The following is a 12,170-nucleotide window of genomic DNA, read 5'->3' on the forward strand; positions in this document are numbered from 1 at the left end:
TAAGGGCCGCCCGTCGCGCATCGCGGCGGCCCTACGGCCCACGGCCCTACGACCGTTACGCACGCAGAACCAGTTTCTGAATACGCCAGTTCAGCAACTCCGCAACGAATAAAACGTTCGCCGCAGGACACGCCATCTGGTGAATCCAGCCGAACTGCTTCGGCTGTTTGCCCGCTTTGCCGAGTACGCCGAGCACTTTGCCGTCGAGCGTCATCTTGTAGATCCGGCCCGGAAACGCATCGGCGCTATAGAGCACCTGGTGCGGTCCCGGCGAAATGCAGATCGCCCACGGCGAGCCCGGCGCGAACGTGCCCGCCGCGATGTCCGCTTCGCTCGGCAGGTTGCCGATCGCGGGGCGCGCGTCCGGCGGCACCGGCACGTCGATCGTGAACTGGCGCAGGAACGTGCCCTCGGTATCGAACACCTGGATGCGCCTGTTGCTGCGATCGGCGACGTACACGTGGTCGTTCGCATCGACCGCGATGCTGTGCGGCGTATGAAACTGTCCCGGACCCGTGCCGCGATCACCCCATGACTTCAGCCAGTTGCCGTCGCGATCGACCTTCGCGACGCGCGAATTGATGTAGCCGTCGCTGATATAGGTGTTGCCCGCCTTGTCCCACGCGACGTCGGTCACCTGACGAAAGCGTCCGGGCTCGGACGGCAGCGGCGGATTCGGATGCTTGAGCGGCGCGGTGCCTTCATCGGACGCCTCCTGCTTGCGGCCGAACACCATCGCGACGCGTCCTTCCGGCGTGAACTTGATCACCATGTCGGAGCCTTTGTCGGTGATCCAGATGTTGTCGTGCCGGTCCACCTTCACCGTGTGCGCGAACGACCACGCATACAGGTTGTGGCCGATCTCGCGCACGAACCGTCCGTCGGGTGCGAACTCGAGCAATTGCGCGGCGGCCGCGCCATACGCGGGCCCGCTGGTGTTGCCGCGCGACAGCACGAAGATGTGGCCATGCGAATTGAGCGCGACGCCCGAGCATTCGCCGAAGTACATGTCGTTCGGCAAACGTACGGGATTGGGAATCGAGTCATAAGCTATCGTGGGCACGGTGGGCGTATCGGCCGCGAACGCGGATGGCATCGCGAGTCCGGCGGCACTGCCCGCAAGCAGGCTGATGAAAGTCCGTCGGCTCATCGCCCGGTGGTCGGAACCGCCACAGCAAGCACAAAACGACTCGTATCGCTCGCTCATTCGCTGCCTCCTCGAATAGTCCGTCACCTGAAATGTGCACAAGCAATCCTAGTGCACAAAACGTTCAATAGCGAACCACGCGAAGAACGAATCTGCGCCTCTTTGCTACCATGTAAGCCCGCGACTGCTTTGGTCCCGCGTTAGTTAATCAAACAAGGAGATTGGAATGAGCAAAGGTTATTGGGTGTCGTCGTACCGCAAGACGAACGACCCGCAGAAACTGGCCGCGTACGCGCAACTGGCCCCGGCCGCGGTAGCGGCGGCGGGCGGCAAGTTCTTGGTACGCGGTGTGGCGGACGAGGCGCGCGAGCAGGGCCTGAAGGAGCGCACGGTCGTGATCGAATTCCCGACCTACGAGCAGGCCGTGGCCGCTTATGAAAGCGAGGAGTACAAGAAGGCGCTGGCCGCATTGGGCGATGGCGTCGAGCGCGATCTGCGGATCGTGCGCGGCGCCGACTGACGCGCGAGCCGCAAGCGAACACTGCGCGGCACGCGCCGCGCAGCAGCTTACTTCACCGCGCCGAGCGCGAGCCCCTTCACCATATAACGCTGCAACCACGCAAACACGATCGAAACCGGCAACGTCGCGCCCAACGTCGCGGCCATCACCAGATGCCATTCGACCACGTACTTGCCCGCCACCATATCGGTCACCTGCACGGTCAGCGTCTTATTCTCCGGCGAGCGGATCAGCGTATAGACGACCGCGAACTCGTTCCACGCATTGATGAACGTGAAGATCGCGGTCACGACGATCGCCGGCACCGCGAGCGGCAGAAACACCTTGAACACCGCGCGCATGCGGCTGCAGCCTTCGAGCCACGCGGATTCCTCGAGATCCTGCGGCACGGTCTGAAAGTACGACGACAGCATCCACACCGCGAAGGCGATGTTGAACGCGGCATACGACACGATCACGCCGATCCTCGAATCGACCAGGTTGCCGTCGCCCCACGGAATCATCGCGGCGAGCCGGAACAGGCCCACCACCAGCAGAATCGGCGAAAGCATCTGTGTGACGAGCAGGAACTGCCGGTACAGGCCGCGTCCGCGAAACGGGAAGCGCGCGAGCGCGTAAGCGGCGGGCAGGCTCACCGCGAGTGCGAGCGCGGTAGACAGGAAGCTGATGATCGCGCTGTTGCGCAGCGCGACACCGAAGTTGGCCGCGTCCCACATGTCGACGAAATTGCGCCACTGCCATTGCACCGGCAGCCAGCGCGCCGGATAGACGAAGATCTCCGACGCGGGCTTGACCGCGGTGAAGAACATCACCGCGAACGGAAACAGCACGACGACTACGAGCGGCGACAGCGCGAGCCAGCACCACAGCGAGCGTTTTGTCTTCGCGCTCAGACTCATGACTGCACTCCTTCTTTCGCGGGTTGCAGACGCAGATAAGCGATCGAGAACACGAACAGCATCACGAGCATGATCAGCGACACGGCGGCTGCTTCGCCGGGGCGTCCGAGCCGGAAGCCAAGTTCGTACAGATAGGTGACGAGGATGTGCGTGCTGTTGTCGGGGCCGCCTTGCGTCATCACCCAGATGATCGGAAACGAGTTGAACACGTAGATCACGTTCAGCAGGATCGCCATGTTGATGAAGGGGCGCAGCAACGGCATCGTCAATTGACGGAACTGCTGCCAGGCGCTCGCGCCGTCGATACGCGCGGCTTCGTAAATATCGCCCGGCACCGACGACAGGCCGCCGAGAAAGATCGTCACCGTGAACGGAATCGACACCAGAATGCCGACCGCGATTTCGACGGGGAACGCGAACTCGGGCGTCGCCAGCCAATGAATCGGGCCGCCGATCAGGCCGAGCCGCTGCAGCGTGACATTGACCATACCGTAGTCGTCGTTGAAGGCCCAGCGCCAGACGACGGCGGTCATCGTCAGCGAGACCGACCACGGCAGCATCACGATGGTGCGCGCCACGCCACGGCCGTGAAAGTCCTGATTCAGAATCAGCGCGACGGGTACCGAGATCAGCACCGTGCCGCCCACCACGCACACGGTCCAGATGATCGTGCGGCGTACGGAGGCGAGAAACACCGGGTCCTCGAACACGTTGATGAAATTCTGTACACCGGTGAAGTCGCGGATCGCGCCGAAGCGCGATACCTCATGCAGCGATTGCCACACGATGTTGAAAATCGGATAGCTGATGATGAACAGCGCGAGCACGAGGCTCGGCGCAATCAGCAACCAGGGCGCGCGCGCGCGCGGAGAAACGGAACGGCTCATGCGTGCTCGATCGTAAGACGCGCCCGCCTTCAGGCGGCGGGCGCGACGGAATGGGCCGGAGAGTGCATCGTGCCGCGTCGGCTCGATTGCGCAGGTGGCGCGGCGGAGCGCGCGACGTCGTCGTCACGGCGCCGCGCGTTCCCTGTTCGCCTCGCTATTGCCAAAAGCCGCGTATCAGTGGCCGAGCGACTTGTTCGCCTGCGCAGCCGCCGCATTCAACGCGTCAGCCGGTTGCGCCTTGTTCAGGTAGATCGACTGCATCGCGTCGGTCACGGCCTTCGCGGTGTCTTCCCAGCCGGTCACGGTCGGCGCGAAGTGAGCAGTGGGCAGCAACGCGATGAATGCCTTGAGGTCCGGATCGTTGAACGCCGGGTCCGTCGCTTCGGCCTTCGTGGTCGGCAGGAAGCCTTCGGTCGTCGTGAACTCGACGCGCGGTTCCTTCGTGAACAGATAGTCGAGGAACTTCCATGCGGACTTCTTCACCTTCGAGTTCTTGAACATCACGATCGAATCGGTGACCGCGTAAGTGGCGTGCGTCGTGCCCATCGGCACCGGATCGATGCCGTACTTCAGGTTCGGCGCTTCCTTCTTGATCTGCTTCGCGAGGAACGGCGCGGAGATCACCATCGCGACGCGGCCCTGCTTGAACAGGTTCTGCACGTCTTCGCGGCTATAGCCGGTGACGCCCGGTTGCGTGAGACCCTGGTCGATCATCTGCTTGTACATGGTCGCGGCCTTCACGCCTGCCGGCGAATTGAACGCGGCCTTGCCGTCCTTGCCGACCACGTCGCCGCCCATCGTCCACAGCGCGTAGTAATAGTAGACGTCGGTTTCGATTTCCTTGCCTTGCAGACCAAAGCCGGCGACGCCTTGCGCCTTCAGCTTCTTCGATGCGTCCATCACCTCGTTCCAGGTCTTCGGGCCGTTGGGGTAGCCGACTTTCGCGAGCAGATCCTTGTTGTAGTACAGCGCGCGCGCGGAAGCGGCGATCGGCAGCCCGTAGGTCTTGCCGTTGATCTGGCCAGGCGCCAGGAACGGACCGATGAAGCGGGCCTTGAAGTTCGCGTCCATGTAGCCGTCGAGCGGCTCGGCAACGTCGTCCTTCACGAAGTCGAGCAGCCAGCGCGTGCCGACGATCGCGAGGTCGGCGTTGGCGCCGCCGGAGATGTCCGTTTGCAGCTTCTGTTGCAGCGTGTCCCAGTTCACGTCTTCGATCTTGATGGTCGTGCCGGGATTGGCCTTCTCGAAGTTGCGGGCCATTTTCTCGAAGTACGGCGCGGTCGCGTCGCTGTAGTGAGCGACCGTCACGCGGACCGTGTCGGCGTGGGCCGACACGGCGATACCTGCAAACGCGAGCGCCACGGCGACTTTGCCTAGCGCGAGGGAAGCACGGGCATGCAACGACATTTTTCTCTCTCCTGTGGGTGGTTTGCTGCCGTCGCCGGCCGCCTTGGGTAAATTGTTTGAAAAAATCCTACATGACGCAAAATAGTTTGTCACGTAGGGTCTGCGATATTTTTTCCCGAACGGTTTTGTGCATAAGATGCTGTAAAGCATGGGCTATTCTGCATTGTGCGATGGTACGAAAGCCCACTCTTCGGGATAACCCGACAGCCGTCGGTGGTCGGTCATGTAGGAAATTTACAGTGTGGCGCGGGGCGCGAGCCGGGTGGCGGAAGGCGACGGCAAGGCGGTTGAAAGAGCCAGGAGAACGAGCGAGGATCACATGGATCGTGTCGTATTGGTAACGGGCGCATGCGGCGGTATCGGCAGCGTGTTGTGCGAGCGCTTCGTCGAGGCGGGCGACACCGTGCTCGCGCTCGACATCGACGCGGCCGCGCTGCAAGCGCTGAGCGCGCGGCTCGGCGCGGACAAGATCGCGCCGGTCGCGGTCGATCTCGGCGACGCCGCCGCGGTGCAGCAGGCGGTGGCCGTCGCGGTCGCGCAGCGCGGACCGGTCGACGTGCTGGTCGCGAACGCGGGCGCGGCGCTCGGCGCGTCGCTCGCGAGCACCGACGCCGCAAGCTGGCAGCACGACATCCATCTGAATCTGAACGGCACGTATCACACGGTCGAGGCGGTGCGCGCATCGATGATCGAACGACAGCGCGGCGCGCTCGTGCTGATCGGCTCGGTGAACGGGCTCGCCGCGCTCGGCCATCCCGCGTATAGCGCCGCGAAGGCCGGTTTGATCAGCTATACGAAGGCGCTCGCGATCGAACTGGGCCGCTACGGCATTCGCGCGAACATCGTGTGTCCGGGCACGGTGAAGACGCAGGCATGGCAGGCGCGCGTCGACAAGAACCCGCAGGTGTTCGAGGAACTGAAGAAGTGGTATCCGCTGCGCGACTTCGCGACGCCCGACGACATCGCCGACGCGGTGCTGTTTCTCGCGTCGCCGCAAGCGCGCGTGATCACCGGCGTCGCGCTGCCGGTCGATGGCGGCTTGATGGCGGGCAACCGCCTGATGGCGCAGGAGCTGACGCTCGAGTCGTTCTGAGCCGCGCGCGGCGTGCGCGATCCGACACCGGCAATACAACACGCAGCAAGACAATGAGGACAGCATGGCAGCAGTGCAACTGAGCGGCATCTTCAAACGCTATGGCGACACCCAGGTCGTGCACGGCATCGATCTCCACATCGACGACGGCGAGTTCGTCGTGCTGGTCGGTCCGTCGGGCTGCGGCAAGAGCACGCTGATGCGGATGGTCGCCGGGCTCGAGGAAATCAGCGGCGGCGATCTGATGATCGGCGGCACGCGCGCGAATACGCTCGCGCCGCAGCAGCGCAACATCTCGATGGTGTTTCAGAGTTACGCGCTGTATCCGCATCTGTCGGTGTATGAAAACATCGCGTTCGGTCCGAGAATTCGTAGGGAATCCCCGGAGAAATTCAAGCCGCGCATTGATGCGGCCGCGAAGATGCTCAACCTGAGCGGCTATCTTGACCGCTTGCCGCGCGCACTGTCGGGCGGTCAGCGGCAGCGCGTCGCGATGGGCCGCGCGGTCGTGCGCGAGCCGTCGCTGTTCCTGTTCGACGAACCGCTGTCGAATCTCGACGCGAAGCTGCGCGTGCAGATGCGAACCGAGATCAAGGCGCTGCATCAGCGCTTGAAGAACACAGTGATCTACGTCACGCACGATCAGATCGAAGCGATGACGATGGCCGATCGCATCGTCGTAATGAACGCGGGACGTATCGAGCAGATCGGCCGGCCGCTCGAACTCTATGACCGGCCGGCGAATCTGTTCGTCGCGAGCTTCCTCGGCTCACCGTCGATGAATTTCGCCGAGGGCGTGATCGTCAATCGCACGCAGGGTGCGGGCCTCGCGTTGAAGCTCGCGGACGGCAGCGAAGTCGCGCTCGAACGCACGCCCGCGTCGGCCGTGGTCGGCGCGAAGGTCACGCTCGGTGTGCGGCCCGAGCACATCGAGGTCACGACGCAGATCCCGGATGCCGCGCTTGATGTCGAAGTGATCGAGCCGACTGGCGCCGAGACACACCTGTACGGGAAAATCGGCGGCACCACGTGGTGCGTGACCACGCGCGAACGCTCGAAGATCGATCCCGGTCAGCGTGTCGCGCTGCGTCTGCCGGCCGAACACATTCATCTATTCGATACGGAGAGTGGACGCAGGCTGGTCTGAACCGCGCGCGGCCTGAACTCGAATCAGGCCGACCGAAGCCGAAGCAGCTGCGAGCGACGCGGATCCATATGTAAACAGACCCTAAGGAACACCGGGTGTCCGCACCGAACTTGATTCCCCATATCCGCAGCGCACTCGCGAGTCTGCGGCCCGCCGAGCGCAAGGTCGCCGACATGGTGCTCGCCGACGTCGACTTCGCGATGCGCGCGAGCATCACCGAACTCGCGCAGCGCGCCGAAGTGTCCGAGCCTTCCGTCACGCGTTTTTGCCGCGCGATCGGTGCGCACGGTCTGCGCGACTTCAAGATGCAGCTCGCGCAGAGCGTGGCGGGCGGGCTGCCGTATGCATCGACCGCGGTCGCGCGCGACGACGACGTGCAGACCTTGATGGACAAGGTCGGCGAAGCGGCGATCGACGGCATCACGCATGCGCGCGGCGCGCTCGATCCGGCCGTGGTCGAAAGCGCGATTGCGGCGCTTTCCAGCGCCCGGCGCGTGTTTTTCTTCGGCGTGGGTTCAGGCTCGGGGCTCGTCGCGCAGGACGCGGCGTTGCGCTTGTTGCGCATCGACATCGCGGCGGCCGCGTTTACCGACGGTCATTTGCAGCGTCTTTACGCCGGCCTGATGGAGCCCGGCGACGTCGCGTTTGCGATCTCGCATTCGGGGCGCAGCGTCGAGGTGAACGAGAGCATCCAGATCGCGAAGGAGCGCGGCGCGACGACGATCGCGCTGACCAACGTCGGCTCGCGGCTCGCATGGCTCGTCGATATTCCGCTGCTGCTGCGCGTGGCGAGCCCGATCGACCCGAACACGCCGGGCGTGTCGCGGCTCGTGCATCTGTGCATCATGGACGCGCTCGCGATCGGTGTCGCGCTGAAGGCCGGCCCCGAGACGCTGGAGAAGATGCGCCACGCGAAGGCGCGACTCGTGCCGCATCAGCCGGAAGGTGCGGGTGGGTAATCCAGAACCGGCTCGCAGCGTTGCCATTCATCCGCATCGCGCGCTGCAACTGCGACCACCGCCCAACGCCTGCCGACACTGCTGCCCGGCGCGTGTGATTCCGCAAAGCGCGAGCTGAAGCACGAAGCGCCCGTTATGGATTGTCGCGCGTCTCGGCCGTGCGTCGGCCCAGGAAGACCGGCAGCCGCCAGCCGTAGCGTAGCGACGCGAGCCGCACCAGCACGCACGCGAGCGTTGCGAACCACGGCGTCCACCAGTCGGTCCAGCCCGCATACGAAAAGCCCACCTGCACCGCCGCGCCGAACAACGCGGCCGATGCATAGATCTCGCGCTCGAGAATCGCGGGCACGCGCGAGAGCACGATGTCGCGCATCACACCGCCGCCCACCGCACTGACGACCCCGAGCAGAATCGCGAGTTCCGCATTGTGGCCGTACACGAGCGTCTTCTGCGCGCCCGACACCGCGAACAGGCCCAGCCCGATCGCATCGAAGAACAACACCGGCTGACGCAGCCGGCGCACCTGCGGATACGCGAGAATCGTCACCGCCGACGCGGCCAGCGCGGTAGCCAGATATCGCCAGTTCGACAGCCCCGCGGGTGGGATCGCGCCGATGCACACGTCGCGCACGATGCCGCCGCCGCACGCGACCATGAAGGCGATCACGACGATGCCAAACAGGTCGAGCCGTCGCTGACGCGCGGCCACGGCGCCGCTGATCGCGAATACGAAGGTACCGATCAGGTCGAGAATGGTATAGACGGCGTGTGAATTCACTGAGTGGTTTCGTGTTGGTCGAGCCAGCAGGGATTCTTGTTAGCGTGACCGCCAGGAAGAAAGCGGCGGAATGTGGATCGTCGATCAGGATCTCGCTGATCGCGCGCTTGCGCAGTCGCTTTCGAGCAGGCTGTGCGAAAGCTTGTCGAGCAGACGTTCGAGCATCTTGCGTTCGTTCCGGCTGAGTGCCTTCGCGAGCTCGACTTCGAGTTCAGTGCCCACCGCTTCCGACGCCTGCGCGACTTCGAGGCCGTGCGCGGTGGCGCGCAACGCGATGCTGCGGCGGTCCGACGCATGCATGTTGCGCTTGATCAGGCCGCGCGTTTCAAGTTCGGCGAGGACCTTGGAAAGCAGCGTTTTTTCGATCAGCGCGCGCTGCGAAACGGCCTTGGGCGTGATGTCGGGCTCCGCGCATACGAGGCGCAGCACGCGCAGCGCACGCACGTCGAGATCCCAGTGCTCGCGGTAGACCCTGTTCGCGCGGTTGATCAGCAACGCGCTGGTCAGATCGAGCCTGAAAGTCAGGAAGTCCGAGTACAAGAATTTGCTCCGCTGTCGACCGTCATACGCAGTGCAGGCATTATAGGCAAGTAGTTGAAACTTTCAAATACTTGCGCGGATCGGACTGCCTGCCCGGTCAAAGCTGTTTGCAATAGAACGTCGTGGCGCAGAACGCGCCATCGGGCATCAGCGCGTAATTCGGCACGCTCCCGACGCGTTGCCAGCCGGCGCGCTGATAGAGCCGCTCGGCATCGCCGCCGGTCACGGTGTCGAGCACGAGAACCGATTTTTTTTCTTCCCGCGCGATGCGATCGAGCTCGCTCATCAAGGCGTGAGCGACGCCGCGCCGGCGCGCTTTTGTGTGCACGAGCATCTTCGCGACGTCGGCGCGATGCGGCTGATTTTCGGGTTGCGCGGTGATCAACTGCACGGTGCCGATGATGCTGCCGTCCCGATCTTCAGCGATCACCAATGCGCGCTCGCCGCGCGCCACGCCGTCCGCGACGTTGCGCCAGAACCCGAGCGCCGTGTCACGCGAGATCGGCAGCATGAAGCTGACCGACGCCCCACCTTCCACGCAGTCGATGAGCACGTCGGCGAGTGCTTCGACGCAGGCCGCGGCTTCGTTCGCGCCGGCGCGCCGTATGGTCACGTCATCGATCATCCGTTGCTCCGTTCATTGACTGGCGATGTGCTCAGCGCGACGAGATAGCGCGCGCGTTTGCGAGTGGGATTGCGGAACACGATCGGGCTATCGAGCCGCATCGCGAGACAGTCGCCTGTCTTGAGCCGCCAACTGGTGTCGCCGACTGTGATTTCCATCGACCCGTCGAGCATCCACACTTGTTGATGAATGTCGGCGGCGCGGGCGCCGGTTTCGTAACTGACGCGTTGTCCCGCAGGGAAGTTGACCTCGACCAACTGGATCGCCGAGCGCGCGGTCGGCGATAGATGACGCCGCGCGTAACCGGAGCTCGGGTCGGTCCACACCGCCTGCCCGTTCGCCCGACTGAGCGGCGACGGCTCGGCGGCCGGTGCGCCATCCTGCTCGAACAGCGACGCGAGCGGCACGTTCAACGCGGTCGCGAGCTTGTCGAGCACGGTCGCGGTGGGGCTGCTCTGCCCGCGCTCGATCAGCGAGATATTCGAGCGGCTGACCTTGCTGCGCTCGGCCAGTGCATCGAGCGACCAGTTTTGCGCGTCGCGCAGCTGTTTGACCCGGCGTGCGATCAGGGTGTTGATGTCCATGTGTTCCAGTTTACGAGACGGTGCTTCCAGTAAACTAGAGGTCGATTCTTTTGTTGTCAATATAGAGGCTGCGCGTGGGCCTCTCGTCTGGCTGGTTTCGCGCGTCAAACTAACGAGCCGTTCCTCTTTGCAGCGGGATTCGATGTGCCTTCGGCATTCAACGCCATCCTGAGCGCCGGCGTATCGACGGGCAACGCCGCGAGTTTTTCGCGCAGGGCGCCCGTCGTGCTGTCGAACGCGACCCGCTGACTTGTCGTGAGCGGCGAAGCGCCGGTTCGGCTTGTCAACGTGAGCGGATCGATCGGTTGATCATGCTCACGCACCTCGAAATGCAGATGGGGTCCCGTGGCCGTGCCGGTACTGCCTACCGCGCCGAGCGGTTGTCCCTCAGTCACCTGCGCGCCGACGCGCAAATCGCGCGCGAAGGCCGACAGATGCGCGTAATGCGTCGTATAGCCTCGCGGATGACTGAGCACGACGATCTTGCCGTAACCGCCTCTGAAGCCAACGAACCGCACGGTTCCCGAGCCGGCCGCGACGACAGACGCCCCCTTCGGGGCTGCAAAGTCCACACCTGTGTGCATTAGATGCTTGCCCTTGACCGGATGGATCCGGTAACCGAATGGCGAACTGACCCGAACGTGATCGACAGGCATCGTAAAGGGCTTGGCGGCAAGCCGCTGTCCGTCGAATGCATAGTAGTCTCCGTCGGTGTGCCCCGGCGCGACAAACCAAACGGCCTGGTAGACGTTACCGCGCGACCTGAGTTCCACCGCAGTCAGACGCTTGCGCTCTGTCGTCGTATCGGCGCGTGCGTATAGAAGCTGGTAGGTGTCGCCCTTCTGCGCGGGGGCGGCGAGGTCGAGCCGATGCGCAAAAATGCGCGAGATTTGCTCCTGTATATCCACCGGCACGCTGGCGCGCACCAGCGTGTCACGCAACGTGCCTTCGATGCGCCCCGCATATGACCCGCTGTCGGCCTCCGGCATGACCATCGGCGCAGCGTCAGCTAGCTCACCCGTTCTGGTTTTGCTGACAGGCCCGTCAACAGCCGGCACGGTCGCTTCCGAGGCCAGGGACGATCGCGTTGCGCTCGATGCTTTCACGCGACTCGCGATTTCCGATTCAGAAATCCAATCCGATGTGCCCAGCAGCGCAACGATGCCGCACAGCAATACGGCACGCGCTGAAGACATAAATCGGCAATTCATCGAATGACCCACTGCGGCGGAAATGGTGCGAGCGCGGCAGCAGGCATGACGTAGATAGGGGGCGCGCATCATTGCGAAACCTCGCAGTCGGAATTAAGGGCTGCAGGCCTGAATGACATGGCTTGGAACAGCAGAAACCCAATAGACAGAGAGGGTTAATCGTTCGCGCTACACAACCCGGTAAGAGGAGCTTTTAGTTTATGGACCATGGCTAGCAACGAATATGGGGAGAATCCGATTTTTGAGATAGGTTCGGCGTAGGCAAGGGTGATCGCGCCCGACACGCCGGCCACCCATCCCGCGCAAGCGAGTGGGTACATGGCATCAGGTATCGCAAGTATCACAAAACCGTCACGCAGTCGTTCGAATGCAT

Annotated in this window: 14 protein-coding genes; 5 read left to right on the forward strand and 9 right to left on the reverse strand. The window is 63.6% G+C overall.

Annotated features, from left to right (window positions below; translation table 11 throughout):
* Positions 1-55: 55 nt before the first annotated feature.
* Complete coding sequence (locus tag F6X42_RS11730) at positions 56-1,207, reverse strand: peptidyl-alpha-hydroxyglycine alpha-amidating lyase family protein (protein ID WP_187634370.1); 1,152 nt, start codon at positions 1,205-1,207, stop codon at positions 56-58.
* Positions 1,208-1,373: 166 nt separating this feature from the next.
* Here F6X42_RS11730 and F6X42_RS11735 point away from each other — a divergent pair, with 166 nt between their 5' ends.
* A complete protein-coding gene (locus F6X42_RS11735; protein WP_187634371.1) occupies positions 1,374-1,667 on the forward strand; it encodes a DUF1330 domain-containing protein in 294 nt (97 codons plus the stop codon).
* A gap of 47 nt (positions 1,668-1,714) precedes the next feature.
* On the opposite strand, the gene F6X42_RS11740 is transcribed toward F6X42_RS11735, so the two are convergent.
* The 3 genes from F6X42_RS11740 to F6X42_RS11750 all read right to left on the reverse strand — a co-directional run bounded on the left by F6X42_RS11740 (position 1,715) and on the right by F6X42_RS11750 (position 4,860).
* A complete protein-coding gene (locus F6X42_RS11740) occupies positions 1,715-2,566 on the reverse strand; it encodes a carbohydrate ABC transporter permease (RefSeq protein ID WP_187634372.1) in 852 nt (283 codons plus the stop codon).
* On the reverse strand, positions 2,563-3,453 hold the full coding sequence (locus F6X42_RS11745) for a carbohydrate ABC transporter permease (protein ID WP_187634373.1): 891 nt from the start codon (positions 3,451-3,453) through the stop codon (positions 2,563-2,565). The genes F6X42_RS11740 and F6X42_RS11745 overlap by 4 nt, the downstream gene beginning before the upstream one ends.
* Positions 3,454-3,627: 174 nt before the next feature.
* Complete coding sequence (locus tag F6X42_RS11750; RefSeq protein WP_187634374.1) at positions 3,628-4,860, reverse strand: ABC transporter substrate-binding protein; 1,233 nt, start codon at positions 4,858-4,860, stop codon at positions 3,628-3,630.
* Positions 4,861-5,179: 319 nt separating this feature from the next.
* Here F6X42_RS11750 and F6X42_RS11755 point away from each other — a divergent pair, with 319 nt between their 5' ends.
* The 3 genes from F6X42_RS11755 to F6X42_RS11765 all read left to right on the forward strand — a co-directional run bounded on the left by F6X42_RS11755 (position 5,180) and on the right by F6X42_RS11765 (position 8,059).
* Positions 5,180-5,953 (forward strand): SDR family oxidoreductase, encoded by a 774-nt coding sequence (locus F6X42_RS11755; protein ID WP_187634375.1) that lies wholly within the window; start codon positions 5,180-5,182, stop codon positions 5,951-5,953.
* Positions 5,954-6,017: 64 nt separating this feature from the next.
* Positions 6,018-7,100: an ABC transporter ATP-binding protein gene (locus F6X42_RS11760; protein ID WP_187634376.1), complete on the forward strand. Its 1,083-nt coding sequence runs from the start codon at positions 6,018-6,020 to the stop codon at positions 7,098-7,100.
* Between the two features lie 95 nt (positions 7,101-7,195).
* A complete protein-coding gene (locus F6X42_RS11765; RefSeq protein WP_187634377.1) occupies positions 7,196-8,059 on the forward strand; it encodes a MurR/RpiR family transcriptional regulator in 864 nt (287 codons plus the stop codon).
* A gap of 133 nt (positions 8,060-8,192) precedes the next feature.
* Here F6X42_RS11765 and F6X42_RS11770 read toward each other — a convergent pair whose 3' ends face one another.
* The 5 genes from F6X42_RS11770 to F6X42_RS11790 all read right to left on the reverse strand — a co-directional run bounded on the left by F6X42_RS11770 (position 8,193) and on the right by F6X42_RS11790 (position 11,575).
* The gene (locus F6X42_RS11770) at positions 8,193-8,837 is read right to left on the reverse strand and encodes a trimeric intracellular cation channel family protein (protein ID WP_187634378.1); all 645 of its coding nucleotides are present in this window, start codon (positions 8,835-8,837) and stop codon (positions 8,193-8,195) included.
* 84 nt (positions 8,838-8,921) lie between these two features.
* Positions 8,922-9,377: a MarR family winged helix-turn-helix transcriptional regulator gene (locus F6X42_RS11775; RefSeq protein ID WP_187634379.1), complete on the reverse strand. Its 456-nt coding sequence runs from the start codon at positions 9,375-9,377 to the stop codon at positions 8,922-8,924.
* A 97-nt stretch (positions 9,378-9,474) separates the two neighbouring features.
* Positions 9,475-10,002 carry a GNAT family N-acetyltransferase gene (locus tag F6X42_RS11780; protein ID WP_187634380.1) on the reverse strand — a complete coding sequence of 176 codons (528 nt, stop codon included), beginning with the start codon at positions 10,000-10,002 and terminating at the stop codon, positions 9,475-9,477.
* Positions 9,999-10,586, reverse strand: a complete 588-nt coding sequence (locus F6X42_RS11785; RefSeq protein ID WP_187634381.1) for a helix-turn-helix domain-containing protein — start codon at positions 10,584-10,586, stop codon at positions 9,999-10,001. Before F6X42_RS11785 ends, F6X42_RS11780 begins: the two co-directional genes overlap by 4 nt.
* Positions 10,587-10,690: 104 nt before the next feature.
* Positions 10,691-11,575, reverse strand: coding sequence for a M23 family metallopeptidase (locus F6X42_RS11790; protein ID WP_246530059.1), 885 nt, complete (start codon positions 11,573-11,575; stop codon positions 10,691-10,693).
* On the opposite strand from F6X42_RS11790, the gene F6X42_RS43975 reads away from it, so the two are divergent.
* The gene (locus F6X42_RS43975) at positions 11,574-11,804 is read left to right on the forward strand and encodes a hypothetical protein (protein WP_246530060.1); all 231 of its coding nucleotides are present in this window, start codon (positions 11,574-11,576) and stop codon (positions 11,802-11,804) included. The two genes, F6X42_RS11790 and F6X42_RS43975, sit on opposite strands and share 2 nt — an antisense overlap.
* Positions 11,805-12,170: the final 366 nt, after the last annotated feature.

Source organism: Paraburkholderia podalyriae (assembly GCF_014397785.1).
Classification (GTDB): domain Bacteria; phylum Pseudomonadota; class Gammaproteobacteria; order Burkholderiales; family Burkholderiaceae; genus Paraburkholderia; species Paraburkholderia podalyriae.

What these genes read in the sequence shown, in the direction of transcription:
- F6X42_RS11730 (WP_187634370.1), bottom strand. Translation starts at nt 1,207, where the DNA reads ATGAGCGAGCGATACGAGTCGTTTTGTGCTTGCTGTGGCGGTTCCGAC.
- F6X42_RS11735 (WP_187634371.1), top strand. Translation starts at nt 1,374, where the DNA reads ATGAGCAAAGGTTATTGGGTGTCGTCGTACCGCAAGACGAACGACCCG.
- F6X42_RS11740 (WP_187634372.1), bottom strand. Translation starts at nt 2,566, where the DNA reads ATGAGTCTGAGCGCGAAGACAAAACGCTCGCTGTGGTGCTGGCTCGCG.
- F6X42_RS11745 (WP_187634373.1), bottom strand. Translation starts at nt 3,453, where the DNA reads ATGAGCCGTTCCGTTTCTCCGCGCGCGCGCGCGCCCTGGTTGCTGATT.
- F6X42_RS11750 (WP_187634374.1), bottom strand. Translation starts at nt 4,860, where the DNA reads ATGTCGTTGCATGCCCGTGCTTCCCTCGCGCTAGGCAAAGTCGCCGTG.
- F6X42_RS11755 (WP_187634375.1), top strand. Translation starts at nt 5,180, where the DNA reads ATGGATCGTGTCGTATTGGTAACGGGCGCATGCGGCGGTATCGGCAGC.
- F6X42_RS11760 (WP_187634376.1), top strand. Translation starts at nt 6,018, where the DNA reads ATGGCAGCAGTGCAACTGAGCGGCATCTTCAAACGCTATGGCGACACC.
- F6X42_RS11780 (WP_187634380.1), bottom strand. Translation starts at nt 10,002, where the DNA reads ATGATCGATGACGTGACCATACGGCGCGCCGGCGCGAACGAAGCCGCG.
- F6X42_RS11785 (WP_187634381.1), bottom strand. Translation starts at nt 10,586, where the DNA reads ATGGACATCAACACCCTGATCGCACGCCGGGTCAAACAGCTGCGCGAC.
- F6X42_RS43975 (WP_246530060.1), top strand. Translation starts at nt 11,574, where the DNA reads ATGACCATCGGCGCAGCGTCAGCTAGCTCACCCGTTCTGGTTTTGCTG.
- F6X42_RS11790 (WP_246530059.1), bottom strand. Translation starts at nt 11,575, where the DNA reads ATGCCGGAGGCCGACAGCGGGTCATATGCGGGGCGCATCGAAGGCACG.